We start from the raw sequence: 16,235 nt of genomic DNA, 5'->3' as shown, positions 1-16,235 counted from the left end.
CCATGCAAGCTTATCGCCGATCCCTTGGCACCGCGATTGCTGTTGTCCTTTCCCTCTCGGCCGGGGCCGCTGACGCGGCCGTCACGGTCGAGATCGTCGAGCCGAGCAACAAGTTCATCGAGAGCGATACGATCTCGGTGCGTGTCGCGGCGTCGTCGTCGCCCGATGATCTCTACTACGTGGAAGCGGAGTTCGAAGGGCTCATCATCGAGCTCACGCCGGCGGAGGACGGCTACTTCGAGGGGTCGTTCGATCTCGGCGAGCTCGGGGGCGAGCTTCCCTACGGCCCTCACGTCGTGACGGTCGACGCGTTCAGCACGTTCGGCGACTGGGCGAGCGCGCAGCACACCCTGCACCGGTACTCGGCGCCGCCGACCCTCGGGTGGAACGTGCTGCCGAACGACACCCTCACGGCGGGCTGGCGCTTCGACGCGAAGTGCATCCCGACGCCGCCCTACGAGTGCCAGCACCTCGCGGCGTTCTTCACCAGCACCGACGCGAACGTCACGCTCTACAACGAGGCGTCGTCGTCCGAGCCATCGTCCGTGCCGGGGCGGCTCCACGTGAAGGAGTGGCGATACGGCGATTCCTATCAGATCCCGTCGGGCAGGACGTACACGCTCACGATCCAGGCCAGCGACGGCGTGGGGCCGCTCGTCACGAGGACGATCGGCCCGATCCACGTCGACCGGAGCCCGCGGCTCACCGTCGTCCAGCGCGCTCCCGGCGCCATCCTCGATGTCGATGCGACGCGGCTCCTCGTCCTGGATCACCTCGGGCGCATCGCGATCGTCGAGCGCGCCACACAGGCCGTGACTTGGCTCGGGACGATACCGCAGGAGGACGCCCCGCTCAGCGCGGTCTATGGAGCGCTCACGCCGACCGGGGCCGTGTACCAGGGGACGAACGGCTACATCCTGTCCTGGGTGAACGGCAGCCGGAACACCATCGCGCGCGCGGCGCGCCTCGACGCGGTGAACGGCGACACGGCGGTGTTCACCACGACCAGCGACGACCGGGCCATCGCGCGCTCGCTGTCCGCGGGGACCAGCACGCTCCTCTGGTCGAGCCCGGGCAGCCCGTCGCCGTTCCAGTCCGACATCACGGCTTCCGGCGAGATCTATTTCGGGACCTACGAGAGCGGCTCGATCGTGGGGCCCGGAGGGTCGCTCCTCGGGGATCACGAGGGCAACCTGCAGCGGCCGATCACCGACGGGACGAACGTCGCCGGCAGGTGGTGGGATGGGCGCGTGAGCTCGAGTTACCTGTACACGGCGGATGGAGAAGAGGTGTTCCTGGGCGACTCGATCACCAGCAGCTCGGCCGGGCTGGTGCTGCACGCGGGCCACGCGGGCTTCCTGAAGACCGACGGCACCGTCAACCAGGTATGGCTGCGGACGGCTGACGGCGAGCAGCACCAGATCAGCAACTTCACGAAGCCGAGCCAGTTCGATCAAGCGAAGGTCCGGGTCGGCCGCGACGGCCTCAGCGACACAGGCGACGTCCTCTTCCTGAACGACGGCAAGCGCTACATCGGCCGGCCAGGGGGAGCGCCCGAGCGCATCAGCACGGACCTCGGGCACGGGCGCTGGCTTGACGGGAGCTGGTACGTGACGATCGGCAACACGCTGTTTCAGGTCGCGAGCGCGGGCGGCTCCCCAGCGCGCCTCGCGGCGACCGGCGCGTTCGCGCCGGAGGACGGCGGCGCGCGCGAGGTGCTGTCCACCTCGTTCACCACGGGCGATGAGCTGCTCGACGCGCCGGTGTCGGTGCGCGACCTGCACGAGCCCGACGCGCTGCCGGGGTCGTCCGACGGCGCCGAGCTGCTCGGCGATGGCGACGCGGACACGGGCGGCGACCTCGCGCCGGCCGCGGTGGGGTGCAGCGCCTCTGGCCCGGCGGGCTCTCCGAGCGGCGCCGCCGCGCTCGCCGCGACGCTCGCTGGCCTCCTCGCGCTCGCGCGGCGGAGCCGCCCGCGCTCGTAGCACCCCCCGCGACGCACCTGAGTCACCCCCCCCGCCGCCGGCGCGGCGGAGCCCGCGTTCTTCGTCGATTACTGGGGTGACAACCTGTTCCTGGGCCTCGCCTGCCGTCACGGCGCTCTCTCCAGAGCAGCTCGACGCGCTCCTCGCGCTGCCGTACGCGGCCGGCCAGAGCGCCGGCGACCGCTGAGGCGCCGCTCGGCAACGCCTGCGGACCCGGCGACCCGCGCCGCGGTGATGAGCGCTCTCGCCGCGCACGCCATGAGAGATAGGTGTAGCCGAAGTCATCGCTACGTCAGAAGCATGTGCCCGGAGGGGGCCTCGGGGTCGTCCGCCGGCGGGGGCTGGAAAACCTCTCGACTCCCCGGGTCAATCATCCTGAAACACCGCGGAGAGATCTCGTCGTCGCCGCAGCCTCGGAGGCGCTTCGCCCATGGGCGCCGGGCAGGGGGCAACGAGCTCTCGTCTCTTCTCCATGGCGATGTCTTCCGTGTCGATGGGCGAAATGGGATAGGGTAGCGTTCGATCCGCGGCGCGGCGGCACGCGCGCCGCGGCGCGCGTGCCGCCGCGCCGCGCGCCGGTTGGCTCTCGGTGAACCACACCGCGAAAGGGCGGGAAAGAACGATGAAGCTCAAGGTACTGATATCGACCCTGGCGCTGACGGCTGCCTGGTCGTCGCCGGCCGCGGCGGACACCTCGCTGGAGCTGCTCCACGGGTGGAACTACAACAAGGACTTCAACGGCGATACCGAGCGAACGATCCTCACCATCAAGACGTTTCAATGGTGGCCTTATGGTACGTTCTTCATGTACTACGATATCACCGGCCCGTTCGCGGCGCCGAACGCCGAGGTCACCCCCAACGAGAAGGGAGGCTTCTTTGGCGGCGCCTCGCTGACGTTCTCGGTCAAGCGGATCGGCCAGAAGATCGCCGGTGTGGAGTGGGACTGGGGACCGCTCGCCGACCTCTCGTTGCGCTACGAGCTCGAGACCGTGTCCAAGTTCGGCTCCCTCCACTACTATGGACTGCAATATGACTTCACGATCCCGCATGTCGATTTTCTCTCGGTGACCACGGTGGCCCGCGACGACTGGTCGCTCGCGCGCGTGGACCTCCAGCTCGGCGCCGCCTGGCAGGTCAAGGTGCCCATCTGGACCATCACCGACCTGGTGTTCGCCGGGTTCTTTTCGTGGGGTGTCTTCGGCGAGGGGAAAGGCGATTTCACCGTCGGCCCCGACGACGCGGGCGCATATACGAAGATCCCGAGCGAGGGGCGCTGGTTCTTCGTCACCCAGCCGCAGCTCATGTTGGACGTCGGCAAGCTCTCCACCCTGGTCGAAGGCAAGCTCTACGCGGGCATCGAGTACCAGCTCGCGTGGAACCGCTACCTCCAGAAGGGCGTGACCGAGCACGTGCCCCAGCTGCTCTTCAAGTGGAACATCTGAGGAGCCGAGTCGGCCTCCGGCGCTCTCCGTAGAGCCCGGCGGAGGAGCGCGGCGCGCGCCTGGGGACTGTCGCCCGGACGCGCTCGACGGGGGGCCCGTCCACGGCGGGATGAGGTCGACGTGCTCGTCGACCGAGACCGGGCTCGAACGCGTGTCGTCGGCGGTGACGAGCTCGACGAGGAACGAGCCGGACCCGAGCTGGCCCTCTCGTCCTGGCGTCCTTGGCGGCTCACCTCATTCTCGTGTGCTCGCCGCTCCCGAGCGGCGGCCGGCCACAGCGCTCAGGGCGAGCCGGCTCGAACAGGAGCGACAGGGCGCCGAGCACGCCGAGAGCGCCCAGAAAGCTGCTCTTCTTGGCGCTCTTCGCGCACCTCGCGTCCCTCACGTCCCTGGTCTCTTGACGGTTCATACTCTCCTCGACTGAAGAACGGTTTAGTTCACAGGATGGTGTGCATCCAATTCATATGATACATGGCTCGCATGCACGCCGTGCATTGGTATCCTCCGCTGGAACCCGCGGTGGCGACTCGATGCCTCGTGGCCGTTTCGCCCCGGGAACGCGCTGGAAAAATCCAGTTCGACGCCCGACGTGGGCGCGCGTACGTCCTCCCGGACCGGGCGGTCCCCGAGCAGAGAAAAATGCGATGGCGATGCCGCGACGGCGCGCCGCCGGCGCGCACTGACGGCCGGGCCGGGCGCTCGGATCCTGACGTGGTTGTCGCGGAGGCGTCACGAAGCCGGCGCAGTCCTCATGATAACAAGCGTACTGGCATGCTCGAGTCCGCCCTCCCCAGCGACGCCGTGATCGCGCTCCCCGGAACGACAGCGACCGCCGTTGCGTGGCGCACGGCCCGGGGACAGCTCCACCTCACCGCTATCGTCAAGGCGACCTTCGCCTTCGCTCCGGACGCGGAGATGCCGCTCGCCGAGCCGCAGCCGATCATCCGCGCCGAGGTCCACCACGGCAACAACCCGATCCGGGGTATCCGCTTCTCGAGCGACCTCGCCCCCTACCTCGGCCGCGCCGACGTGACGTTCACGGGGCACGCGCACGCGCCGCGCGGGACGCGGGTGCAATCGATGCCCGTGCGGCTCGCGATCGCCGACGGCGGCCGTCTCCTCCTCGACCGGCAGCTCCTCGTCCGCGATCCCGGCGGCTTCGAGCGGATGCCGCTGACCTGCGACCGCGCCACGAGCGGGGCGGGCGGGCAGGAGAACCCGTTCGGGCGGGGCCCGGACCCCGCCGCGGCGAACCTCGTCGATCCGACGGACCCGAGCCGCCCGGCGTGCTTTGGCCCGGTCGCGCGCGCGCTGCCGGCGCGCAGGCGGCGGCTCGGCTCGACGCCGCGGAAGGCGCTGGAGGCGCCCATCGCCGAGATCCCCGAGGGCTTCGACTGGGGCTATTTCCAGGCGGCGCCCGAGGGCCAGCAGATCGATCACCTGCGCGGCGACGAGTGGATCATCCTCGAGGGCCTCCACCCGGGTTTGCCGCGCGTCGTGATGCGGCTGCCCAGCGCGCGCGGCGCGGCGCGGATCCACGGGCTCGGCGGCTTCGGGGTGGCGGAGGGGTCTCGCCTCGATCTCGTCGCCGACACGCTGCACATCGACGGCGACGAGGAGCGGTGCACCGTGGTCTGGCGTCGGAGCTTGCCGCTCCCCCACGCGGGCGCGCTCGCGGCGGTGCGCATCGTCGCGGGCGTCGAGGTCGCCGGGTCGCCCATCGCGTGGGAGCCTCCGCCCAGCGCGAGGCGGGCGGAGGCGGCGGGGCCGCCCGTCTCGCAGTGCGGGCGGGCCGGCACCATCGTCATCGCCGAGGAGCCGGTGAGCCGGCCGCGCCCGGCGGAGACGATGTTCCTGGACCTGGACGAGGCGCCGGCGACCACGGTGCGTCCGGTGATCCCGTTCAAGGCAGCGCGAGCTCCGCACGCGGCGACGGTGGCGCTTGGACCGGACGAGGACGCGGCGGCGAGCGTGAGGCACGCGCTGCCCTTCGATCGCTCCTCGGGCCCGTGCGCCGCGAGCGCGAGGCTGCCAGCGTCCGCGGCGGCGCCGGCCTCCGCGGCGGCGCCGGCCTCCGCGGCGGCGCCGACCTCCGCGGCGGCGCCGCTGTCGACGCTCGCGCTGTCCCCGGACGACGACGCTCGCGCATCGGCGTCGGCGGCGCTGCCGTTTCCTGCGACCCCGAGGCCTGCCGCGGACTGGCGCCTGGCAAAACCTGCTCCCATTCCCGGCGCGCCGTGGTCGACCGAGGACGCGTCCGCCGAGAGCGCGCCGTCCGCGATGCTCGCGCCGAGCGCGCTGCCCGCGATGCTCGCGCCGAACGCGCTGCCCGCGATGCTCGCGCCGAGCGCGCTACCCGCGCCGAGCGTGCCGCCCACGTCGAGCGTCCCGCCTGCGCCGAGCGCGCCCTCCGCGATGCTCGCGCCGAGCGCGCCCAGCGCCCCGCCCCCACCGAGCGCGCCGCCCGCGCCGTCGCTCCTCAGCGCCCCTCAGGCGAAGGCGCCGTCCGCCCCGCCGGCCGATCCGGTGGAGCCGGTGGACCTCGGCGTCGAGCGCTATGCGACCGTCGCGGCGCAGCTCCTGGAGCGGCGCGCGCCCCGCGCCGACGTGCTGGGCGCGCACGGGCTCTCCGAGGCGCGCTTCGCCGAGATCGAGCGGCGCTGGAGCGTCGCCATGGATGACGAGGACCGGCGCGGCGGGCACGCGCTCCGCGACGCGTACGACGTCGCGTACATCAAGGAATGGGAGGCGCACCGCGGGCCCTTCGAGCTCGGCGATTACGCGCGGCTCACCGTGGCGGCCGAGCGCGGCCACCTCGCCGCCGCGCTCGATTCGATCGGCATCCGCCGTACCCTGTGGATGCGGCTGAAGCGGGTCTGGGCAAAGCGCCTCGCCGAGAGCCGCAGCCTCGCCAGCGCGCTCCAGCGCGAGCTCGCGCGGCAACGCGAGCTGCGGAGCGCCGACGCTCACGGCGTGACGAGAAGCCGCCTGCGCGCCCCCGGGTCGTGAGGCGCTCGTTCGACATCACCGTCTCGATTCGGTGTCAAAAGAGCGGGCGCGAGCGCTGCACGTCGTGAGATGAGCCCTCGACCGAGCCTGGCGTCTGCGCGGGCGGTGGTAGGGGCGCCCGTGCAAGCGAGGTGGCTGTCGTCCCAGCCCGCAAAACGCGAGCGGAGCCGTTCGCGGTCCCTGAACGGGACGCGGGGGAGCGCAGGGAAGTCCGACGCCTGTGGATCCTGCGATAACGTCATAGCGAGCTCGAGCCGAGATCTATATGGTGTCGCGTCGGCACGACAAGCGTCCACGCGCTGGCCATTCGTGTCCACGGACACGCAGAGCCTGTCAGGCAGAGGAGGAGAGCTCGTCCCATGCAAGCACCGCCTCGGGGCGCAGCTCTCGCATACGCGTCACGGTTCTGCCGGGGAGCCTCCGCTCGAACACGAGCGCCGCGTCGCCCGCATAGAACGTGCCGATGGAGTCGCTGGCCTCGTCGATCTCGTCCAGACCGAGCGCACGGGCGAGCTCACGGCCTAGCGATGACATCGCGATGTGGCTCGGCGCTGCTCTGGGGTGTCCCCACAGTGCGAGGCGGGTGACGAACGTGCTCACGGAGTCGCTCGCTCGGTCCCATTCGTCCCAGCTGAGATCGTAGGCCCACATATCACCGTCCTCTGTCATGCACGCGAGGGTGTCGGGGTTGTCAATGTCATCCTGACCCAGGAGGATCGCAGGGCCACCGGGCGTCTGCTGAAGAGGCGACTCCGCGACACTCCCTGGGGCGAGGGCTCGATCGAGCATTAGGATCCCGCCGAAGCGCCGGATCCGGTCGACGCTGCGCAAACCGCCAAACGATCCTTCGGCGTCAGCTGCCGCCCTGGCAAGCGCCCCGCTGCCGCCATTCTCCATCACCCACGAGGCGAGCCGCGCGGGGCCGCCGGAGTCGTGCAGCCTGCAGAGCCAGCGCGATGCCGCCTCTCTCGCACGAGGCGACAGCGGAAGCGTCTTCGACGCTGGGTCGACGGTTGCGCAAAGAAACCCGATCACGCTCTGCCGGAACCGCTCGCTCGCCTCTTCGAGCGGGAGATCGAGGTGCACGGCTTCGTTGTCCAGAGCCGCACGCCCCGTCGAATCGGCGTAGCCGTCGCGAAATTCAATCCATCCAGACTCGGGTGCGACAGGCGATTCTCCAGCGGCTCGGAGCACTGGAAAGAAGCACTGTAAACGCAGGGCCGCGCACTCTTCGATCCAGGGCCGCAGGCTAACTGCCGTGGGGCCGAGCACCCGCAAGAACACATCATCTCGCAAGGCGAGCACCCCGTCGCAGACATACCACACGAACCCGTGCAGGCGAGACGAGCGGCTCGTCTGGCCGAGCCGACGAGCAACGCCCTTGACGAGAGCGTTCGTCTTGTCGATCGCGGTGACCGGTCCCGTCTCCGGGTAGAAATTACCGAGATGAACGCGCACGCGCAGCTCGAACTTCGGAGAACGCCACGGCTCAAGCCTGTCCGCCACCTCGTTCAACTGGGAGATGGAAGCGGTGAGCTGTTTGGTTCCGCAGATGGATCGGAGCTCGGGGCCAAACATGCCCTTCGCTATGGTTCCGAGGAGGGGATGGCTGAATCGAGTCTTCACGTCGGCCCCCAGTCGTTGTTGGCGCCGGTACCTCCGAAGACGCCCGGTGTCATTCCGGCGACGCGATTGCTGCGGCGCTGGATCTCCGCATCCGAGTGATTGTTACGTCCCGCCGCCCGCTCGGCCTCGAGCTGCTGCCGATAACGGGACGCGTTGGCCCGACGGGCGTCATCCAGGGGCGCTGTGTTCCCCTGGGCGGCCTGTTGGCGCGCGCGGTCCAACGGCGCGCCCGCGCTTGCCGGCCGGAAGTTGAGGGGCGGTCCGCCTCTCGGGGGCGACGCGGGAACCGTCTCGGGTTGCTGGCCCGTGCCGGCCAGCGCGTGCAAGCGAGCCAGCGTCTGCGAGCAGTTCGGGCACGGGGCGCAAGGTGTGCCATCGGCATCGGAGCTGCCGACGGGTCCCATGCGGCGTAAGGCGCGACGGAGCTGCCGCTGCCCCTCCGGTGTGCCCGGATCGCATCTCACCCCATTCCGATTTTCGTAGTCGCGGAGGTAGTTACTGATCGCGTGGGGCTCGGAGCACCAGGACGGGTCCCTGCCCTGGCCGCGCCCGGAATCCTGAGGGAGCGCGGCGGCCACTGCCGGGTGCAGGTCGTGCAGCGGCCCTTGGCCCTCGGGGTTGCGGTAGCGGGCAGACTGCCCGGTGAACTGCGGCGTGCCACCGCCCTGAGATCGCGGGAGGCGACGGCTGGTGACCGTGGATCCCATCAAACCGTCGAGGTCGATCACGGCGAGCGGCCTCCCGCTCACGTACCCGTACGCCTCGAGCCCTCCCTCGAGCCCGAGCGGCTCCGGGCTCAGGTACGTCGCGCTCACCGGATCGAAATACCGCCACCGGTTGTAGTGGAGCCCCGTCTCCGGCTCGTACCAGTGCCCCGGGAACCGGCTCAGCGTCGCCGCGGCGTCGCCCGCGATCACGCGACCATACGCCTCCGTCTCGAAGACCTGGTCGACGGTCCCGTCGGCGTCCACGAGCGCCAGCGGCAGAGGCGCCCCGTCCCGGTCCAGGAAGTATTTCCACGCGCCCGGGCCCGCCTCGGTGTCGACCGCCTGCGCGACCGGCGCCGGTGAGTCCGGCGAGTAGGCGTAGCGCCGGCGCTCCAGCAGCGTGAACGGCGCGCCAGCGCCGCCGGTGCTCGTCTGGCGCTCGACCGTCTCTTCCAGGAGATCCTCGCCATCCCAGCGGTAGCGGTGCCGCACCATCGCCTCGTCTCGCCGCGTCACGCGCTTCTCGAGGCGCCGCGCGAACCCGTCGTAGACGAACTCGAGCCGTGTCCTGTCGGGCAGCGTGATTCCAGAGAGCAGGCCAAGCACGCTCCAGGAGTAGGTGGTCACCGCCGTCCCCTCCACCTTCTTCACGAGCCGGCCCCGCGCGTCATACGTGAGGGTCGCGCCGTTCGTGGTCACCAGGCGCCCGCCGACCAGGTGGGACTGCGCACGGCCGCCGATCCAGCGCACGTCGCCTCGCGGCGAGAGCACGTAGTCCTCGGTCCAGGCCCGCTTCTCGTGCCGCTTCTGTGCGATGCGGCCGCGCGCGTCGTACGTGAAGGACTGCGCCCCGCGATCGCGATCGGCGAGCACCTGGAGCTCGTCGGCGGACGACCATCGATAGTCGAACCGCAAGGTCTCCGGGCCGCCCAGCTTGCCGACCCAGATGGGCTCACCCGGGCGGTCGACGGCGGTCCCTCGGCCGGAGACGGCCGCGCGGACGACGTTGCCGTGCGCGTCCCTCGTGAGCGCGATGCCGCCGCCGCCCGCGAAGAGGCGCCCCGTCTCGGCGTCCATCGGGTCATACGCGAACGTCGCGATCGGCTGGTCCACACCCCGGCCGTCCGAGAAGTCCGAGAAGAAGAGCGCGGAGCACCGCCCGGCGGGGTCGCGCGGGGTGGAGATCGAGAAGGCGCCGGGCACGTTTATCCTCGTGCGGTTCATGCCGGCGTCGTACAGCTGCTGGACGCTCGCGGCGGAGGAAGGATCGTCGACCAGCGCCGTTTCCTCACGGATGCAACGCCCTCGCGCGTCGTACGTGTACTGCGTGCGGGCGGCCTCCGTCTCGAAGAGCACGAGGCGGCCGCGCTCGTCGTACTCCAGCTTGTGGAACGTGTCGTCCGAGAAGGCGCGCTCGATCACCCGATCGAGATCATCATAGGTCATCTCGACGAACTCGCCATCGTCGAAGGTGATCCTCGACAGCCGCCCGGCCTGATCGTTTCTGTACCGCAGCGAGCGGCCGTCGAAGGTGCGCTCGGCGAGGATCCGCCCCTCGAGGTCGCGCTCGATGGTGTGCACGTCGCCCTCCTCGTTGACGATGCGCACCATGCCGAGCTCGCGATCGTAGGCGTACGAGACGCGCGTGCCGTCGCTCCGCTCGACCGAGATCACCTCGCTGAGACCGGCGTAGATCAGCCGGAACCAGCGGCCGTCCGCGTCGCGCTCGCCGGCGAAGCGACCGGCCTCGTCGTAGATGGTGGACGTGCGCGCGCCGAGCGGAGAGCGGTACTCCACGACGCGGCCCATCGCGTCGTAAAGCCAGCGGTGGACCCCGCCCTTCTCATCCCGCATCTCCATGAGTCGCCCGAGAAAGTCATAGCGCAGCGCTCGCGCGCCGCCGTGAGGCTCGATGATCTCGACGCGGTTACAGAGCGCGTCGTACTTCATCGTCGTCTTGCCGCCGTCGGCGGTCTCGGCGTGAACCAGACAGCCACGCTCATCATGGCGAAAGCTCGCCACGAGCCCCATCGTATCGGACAGGTAGACGAGGTTCCCGTTCGGGTCGCGGGCGTGCTGCGTCTCCAGGCCGTCGGGGCCGCGCGTGGCCACGACGTTGCCGCGGTCGTCGTACAGGTACTCCGTCGCGTGCCCCAGCGGGTCGACCACGCGGTACGCGCCGCCGGCCTCGCCCATCTTCCACGCGCGCCCGAGGCCGTCACGGTACCCCACGAGCTCACCCGACTCGTCGAATACGTTGTCGTGCACCTGCCCTGCCCAGACGATCCGGTCCGCCTTGCCGAACGCGTTGACCTCGATCCTCCGCAGCGCCCGCGAGGTGATGACGTTGTTCTCGCCCACGCCATACTCGACCTTCGCGTGCAGGAACCCCTTCGCCGGCGTGCCGTCCGCGAGCACCTCCGGCACGCCCTCGGCCAGCAGCGCGCGCTCGTTGGGATCGTTGCACCACGTCTCCACGCAGCGACCGTGCTGGTCATAGCGGTAGTGAACCGCGAGGCCCGTGGGCCAGCGCTCCGTGACGAGGCGATGGTCCGAGTCGTACGTGAACGTGACCGCGTGCCCCAGCGCGTCGCGCGCGGCCACCAGATCTCCGCACTCGTCGTATTCGTAGGTTCGGAACGACGTCCAGGCGCCCCTGACGGACGCGTTCTTCACCTCGAAGGCGGCGATGCGGCCGTCGCTGTGCCTCCGCACGCGAAGCAGGCGGCCCACGCTGTCATTCACGAACTGGAGCGGGCCGGTCCCGTTCTCGTAGAAGAGCCGAGCCTGGTTGCCGTTGTGGTCCTGGAGCGCGCTGAGGCGGAACTCGTTGTCGATCGCAAAGACGTCCTCGAAGACCCGCGTGATCCCGTCGTCGGCCTTGAGTAGATAGCCGTCGCGGGTCCGCGTCAGCAGTCCGACAGGGAGCTTCACGGTCTCGCCCTCGTCGGGGCACCGGCCCTCGCACGCCAGCGCCGTCGCCGTGACGACGCGCACCCTGCGGCGGCGGAGCTCGATGACGCGCCAGCCGAGCGAGTGGTTCCACCCGTGGCCGAGACCGTAGTCGAGGTCGCGCTGCGCGGAGCTGTAGGCGCGCTCGATCACGAGCGGGAACGCTCCCGGCAGCGCCATGTCGGTGACGGCGAGGGTGTAGACGCGACCCGTGACGGGATCCATGGGGTGGCCGGCCTGCGTTCCTCCGCCGCCCCCGTGCGACGGGTTGGGGCAGCCGCCGCCGCTGCCCTGGCCGCAGCTCCCGGCGTTGCGACCGCCGCCCTGAGCGCCGTCGCCGCCGTTCTTGCCCCCGGCGCCCTGGTCTCCGCCGGCTCCGTTGCCGCCGCGCCCGCCGCTGCCCCCGCCGCCTGCGCCGCCGCCCATGATGAAGACACCGGGGTTCATTCCCGGGATGGCCGGGATGTTCGGAACCGGAGCTGTGCGTGCCATGACGCGATCGTCGCGGAACCAGCCACGGTGTCAATCCCCGCCGCCGTGCCGGATGGCCCCGGGGCGGTGCGGCGCGCGGCGCGCCGACAGCAGCGCTGGTGCGCGACGCAGAACCGGTCAGAAAATCAGATGCGCTCTGGAAGTCAAGCGGTTCACCGCCGCCGTTCCAGCGTACAGCCGCGCTGTATGCGGTGGCTGAAGACATAACCCCTCATGCATCTGGTCACGTCCCGGGAAAATGACGTCGTATCGGGGAGTTATCCCCGCGTCGCAGCAGACCCCTCCACGTCACCATCTGCGCCCCGTCGCTTTTCTGCGCAACAGGAGCCAAACGCACCACGATCGCGTACAGGTGTCCTGTCATCCTGGGCGAGCGCGGCGGGGTCGCCCTTGACGTCGTTGAATCAGCTGCTCCTTCAACGACACTTACCTTCTCACGTCGGCGACCCGGCTTCGCCTGGCGCCGGCACGTTCGACCAGAACGATCGACAGTAGCTCCTGCGAGTCGCCCAACGACCCTCTGGATCGCCGCCGTTCGGCGATTCGCCAGGAAGCATCGCGAGGAAATAACACATGAGATGGATATCGAAAGCATTCGCGCAAGGCTCGATGGCCGTCACGCTGGCGCTCGCGCTACCCGCTTGCGACCAGGGAGACGCCGCCGTGACGACGGGCGTCATCCACGCGGCGCTCGAGGTAGGGGGCGCGCGGCACGACGTCACCGCGATCCATTACAAGGTCGTCGGCGCCGGCAGCACCTGCGGCGACGCGCCCATCGCGGAGACGACCAGCCTCCTGGAGGACGAGGCGCTCCCTGGCAGCGTGCTCCCCGCGGGCTCGGGGGCGCACGCGGGCGCCGACGGCCTGTTCGTGCTGCCCGCCGGCAGCTACCGCGTTTGCGCGATCCCCATGAGCGAGGGCGCGCCGTCGGCGGAGTGCGCTCCCACCGAGGGGGTGGCGTACGTCGCGGCCGAAGTGACGGCCGAGATCCAGCTCGTGTCGCAGTGCGCGGGCGGCGCGAACGGCGGCCTCGACACGGTGGTCGCGCTGAACGACCCGCCGCGCGTGACCGACCTCGACATCGCTCCCAGCAAGTTCATCACCCAGTGCGAGACCGCGACGATCAAGGTGAGCGCCGAGGACCCCGACGGCGACCAGATCACCTTCGGCTGGTCGATCACCGCGAGCCCGGCCGGCTCCTCGCCGGTCCTCCAGGCCACCGACGCGACAGGCAGCTTCTCCACGGACACGCCGGGCGACTACCAGGTGCACGTCACGATCTCCGACGTGCTCGGCGGGTCGAGCGGGCTGAGCTTCCCCATCCACGTGTCGGCCGGTGACTGCGGCTGCGCGTGTCCCGCCGGCTTCACGCAGCTCGACGACGGCGGCTGTGCGAGGGTCTACGAGGTCACCGAGGACCTCCTCATCAACCAGGACGCGAGCTGTGATGACACCGGCGACAACCGGTACAACGGCTGCAATGGAGAGCCGTACGGTTTCCAGTGGACCGACCTCGGCGGCGCGCTCGGCCCCGTGCGCCAGGTCGACATCGCGCTCGAGAACGGGATCACCTGCTCGCCGGGCGCCCGGTCGGTGTCGCTCAACGGCGCCGCGATCGGGAGCTTCAGCGCCGTGGACTCGTGCGCGTGCTTCCCGGCTCACGCGCTCGTCTCGCTTCCGGACGTGGATGTCGGGTCCTATGTCCAGGGGGGCGCCAACTCCGTCACGATCCCCGGGCCGTCGTGCGACGGCCTGAGCCGGAGCGACGCGCTCGGCGGCCGGTTCGCGCGGGTCACCGTGACGTACGACTGCAGAGGCGGCTCCACGTGCCTGCCCCCCGAGACCGCCTGCGTCGGCCCGGGCGGCGCTACGGTCTGTGTGGACCTCAGCTCTGACGAGGCCAACTGCGGGGGCTGCGGCGACGTCTGCAGCGGGCGGTGCGTGGCCGGCGTGTGCACCGACGGCGGCGCCGATCGCGTGCTCGTCGCGGGCGCGCCGAGCGACCCGAGCTGGAACTACGACGTGCAGGCGCAGCTCGACGGCACCGGGGCGTTCTCGGCGGTCGACGTCTTCAACCTCCAGAACGCGACGCCGACGCTGGCCGAGCTGCAAGCGTACGATGCGGTCCTCGTCTACTCGGATTCCGCGCCGTTCGACGCCGCCACGCTCGGAGATAACCTGGCCACGTACCACGACGGCGGCGGCAGGGTCGTTGTCGCGACCTTCGCCAACGCCAGCGTCCCTCTCGGCGGGCGCTGGGCGAACGAGGGATATCATCTCATCGATCCCGCTGGGCAGGACCAGCCCAACGAGACGGGCCCTCTCGGCATCAACGAGCCCGGGAGCGCGCTGCTCACGGGCGTGACGTCGCTCGGGGCCGACAGCGCTTACCGGAGCATCGGCGGCCCGATCAACGGCGGCATCGTCGTCGCGACGTGGGGCAGCGGCGCGCCGCTGATCGTGCGCGGCGTGAAGAACGGCCGCGCCCGCGCGGACCTCAACATGTTCCCGCCGTCCAGGGCCGCGAGGAGCGACTTCTGGTACGGCAGCGGCGCAGAGATCATGAGAAACGCCCTGCTGTTCAGGTGATCAACGGGCCTGCGCTCGGAGGGCCGGGTTCGTGTGCTCCGGACCCGGCCCGCTCGTCTGCTGACACGGCTTGTGGCGCCTGTCTATCCTCACGCCCCCGGCTCGGCCGCCGCCTCGTAGAGCTCGCGCACATCGAGCTGGGCGCCGATCGACACGAGGTGCGCGACGTCACCCTCGCGCGCGATGGCCGACGTGAAGCTGCCGTCGACGCCGCGAGTCCAGATCTCCACGCTGCGCTCCCGGTGCGAGACGAGGACGTACTGGCTCAACGAGGTGAGGTTCTTGTAGTGATCGAACTTGTCGCCTCTGTCGTACTCCTCGGTGCTGCGGCTCAGCACCTCGACGATGAGCGTGGGGTTCGTCACGGCTTGCCCGTCCTCGGCGTCGCGCTCGAGCGGTCCACACACGACCGTGACGTCGGGGTAGGTCGCGAGGCCAGTCGAGGGCACGCGCACGCGGAGATCGGCGTCGTAGGCCCGACATCGGCCTCTGCGGAGCTCGGGGAAGAGGAGGCCGATGACCGCCGCTGCGAGCGCGGCATGCTCGGGCGTGCCCCCCGCCATCGCGTAGATCTGGCCGTCGAGGTACTCGTGCTTGACGTTGCTGGACGCCTCGAGGGCCAGGTACTCGGCGTACGTGTAGTGGATGCGATGAGCCGGGGCCACCATGGCCGCGCAGTATGGCACAGCGAGCGGCGTCCGCCTCGCGCAGCGGGCGCTCAGGCGAGGCCCAAGCCGCGGGAGCAGCACCATCGCAGCCTCGGCTCCTGCGCGTCTCCTCCCTCGGCTCGTCCAGCGGTGCTAGGCTCGGTCGAGGAAGGACGGGATGCACGAGATGGATCGGATCACGAGCGACCCCGAGGTGATGCTGGGCAAGCCTATCATCCGTGGGACCCGTATCACCGTGGAGCATATCCTCGAGGAGCTGGCCGGCGGCATGACCTTCGATGATCTGCTGGCGGCCCATCCTCAGCTGACCCGGGAAGACCTCTCGGCGGCCATCTCCTTTGCCGTCGACGCCGTGCGCCTCGAGCGGCTCCGGACGCTCCGGGCAGCCTCTTGATCCTGGCCGACGAGAACATCGCCGTATCGATTCTGGAGCGCCTCCGCGCGGATGGCGTCACCGTCCTGCACGTCGCGGAGATCGCCCCGACGATCTCCGATGGTGAGGTCCTCCGGCTGGCCGCGGAACGCGACGCCATCGTGCTGACCGACGACAAGGACTTCGGCGAGCTCATCGTGCGAGAAGGGCACGCTCACCGTGGCGTGGTCCTGCTGCGGCTCGCGGGCGTTCCCTACCCGAAGCGGGCCGAGATGGTATCCGCGCTCTTTCGCGAGTGCAGCGCGGAGCTCGAGGGAGCCTTCACCGTGCTGTCCGCGGATGGTCGCGTCCGCATCCGGAAGCTCTCGCCGAAGCAGGGGACGTAGACAA

10 protein-coding genes are annotated in these 16,235 nt (G+C 70.2%); 6 read left to right on the top strand and 4 right to left on the bottom strand.

The features are described 5' to 3' along the window. The first annotated feature begins 2 nt into the window (after positions 1-2). Both WME85_RS00620 and WME85_RS00615 read left to right on the top strand, forming a co-directional pair. Positions 3-1,985 carry a hypothetical protein gene (locus WME85_RS00620; protein WP_437834193.1) on the top strand — a complete coding sequence of 661 codons (1,983 nt, stop codon included), beginning with the start codon at positions 3-5 and terminating at the stop codon, positions 1,983-1,985. Between the two features lie 622 nt (positions 1,986-2,607). Next, positions 2,608-3,429 (top strand): hypothetical protein, encoded by an 822-nt coding sequence (locus WME85_RS00615; protein WP_437834191.1) that lies wholly within the window; start codon positions 2,608-2,610, stop codon positions 3,427-3,429. A gap of 229 nt (positions 3,430-3,658) precedes the next feature. Here WME85_RS00615 and WME85_RS00610 read toward each other — a convergent pair whose 3' ends face one another. Continuing rightward, positions 3,659-3,838: a hypothetical protein gene (locus WME85_RS00610; protein WP_437834189.1), complete on the bottom strand. Its 180-nt coding sequence runs from the start codon at positions 3,836-3,838 to the stop codon at positions 3,659-3,661. Between the two features lie 362 nt (positions 3,839-4,200). On the opposite strand from WME85_RS00610, the gene WME85_RS00605 reads away from it, so the two are divergent. Next, positions 4,201-6,438 carry a DUF2169 domain-containing protein gene (locus WME85_RS00605; protein WP_437834187.1) on the top strand — a complete coding sequence of 746 codons (2,238 nt, stop codon included), beginning with the start codon at positions 4,201-4,203 and terminating at the stop codon, positions 6,436-6,438. A 333-nt stretch (positions 6,439-6,771) separates the two neighbouring features. Here the strand turns inward: WME85_RS00605 and WME85_RS00600 are convergent, their stop codons facing one another. Together WME85_RS00600 and WME85_RS00595 are read right to left on the bottom strand one after the other, a co-directional pair. Beyond that, positions 6,772-8,064, bottom strand: coding sequence for a hypothetical protein (locus WME85_RS00600; protein WP_437834186.1), 1,293 nt, complete (start codon positions 8,062-8,064; stop codon positions 6,772-6,774). Continuing rightward, entirely contained in the window at positions 8,061-12,215 is a 4,155-nt protein-coding gene (locus WME85_RS00595; RefSeq protein ID WP_437834184.1) for a YwqJ-related putative deaminase, read from the bottom strand. The genes WME85_RS00600 and WME85_RS00595 overlap by 4 nt, the downstream gene beginning before the upstream one ends. Positions 12,216-12,788: 573 nt before the next feature. On the opposite strand from WME85_RS00595, the gene WME85_RS00590 reads away from it, so the two are divergent. Continuing rightward, entirely contained in the window at positions 12,789-14,804 is a 2,016-nt protein-coding gene (locus WME85_RS00590; RefSeq protein WP_437834182.1) for a hypothetical protein, read from the top strand. A gap of 89 nt (positions 14,805-14,893) precedes the next feature. Here WME85_RS00590 and WME85_RS00585 read toward each other — a convergent pair whose 3' ends face one another. Beyond that, the gene (locus WME85_RS00585) at positions 14,894-15,472 is read right to left on the bottom strand and encodes a Uma2 family endonuclease (protein WP_437834180.1); all 579 of its coding nucleotides are present in this window, start codon (positions 15,470-15,472) and stop codon (positions 14,894-14,896) included. Between the two features lie 157 nt (positions 15,473-15,629). On the opposite strand from WME85_RS00585, the gene WME85_RS00580 reads away from it, so the two are divergent. Together WME85_RS00580 and WME85_RS00575 are read left to right on the top strand one after the other, a co-directional pair. Then, complete coding sequence (locus WME85_RS00580; protein ID WP_437834178.1) at positions 15,630-15,866, top strand: DUF433 domain-containing protein; 237 nt, start codon at positions 15,630-15,632, stop codon at positions 15,864-15,866. Continuing rightward, complete coding sequence (locus WME85_RS00575) at positions 15,863-16,231, top strand: DUF5615 family PIN-like protein (protein ID WP_437834176.1); 369 nt, start codon at positions 15,863-15,865, stop codon at positions 16,229-16,231. Before WME85_RS00580 ends, WME85_RS00575 begins: the two co-directional genes overlap by 4 nt. The last annotated feature ends 4 nt before the right edge of the window (positions 16,232-16,235 follow it).

This window comes from Sorangium sp. So ce1153 (assembly GCF_051521595.1).
GTDB lineage: Bacteria > Myxococcota_A > Polyangia > Polyangiales > Polyangiaceae > Sorangium.
Note: the sequence above shows the minus strand (reverse complement) of the source record. Positions and strands in the feature narration are given on the sequence as shown.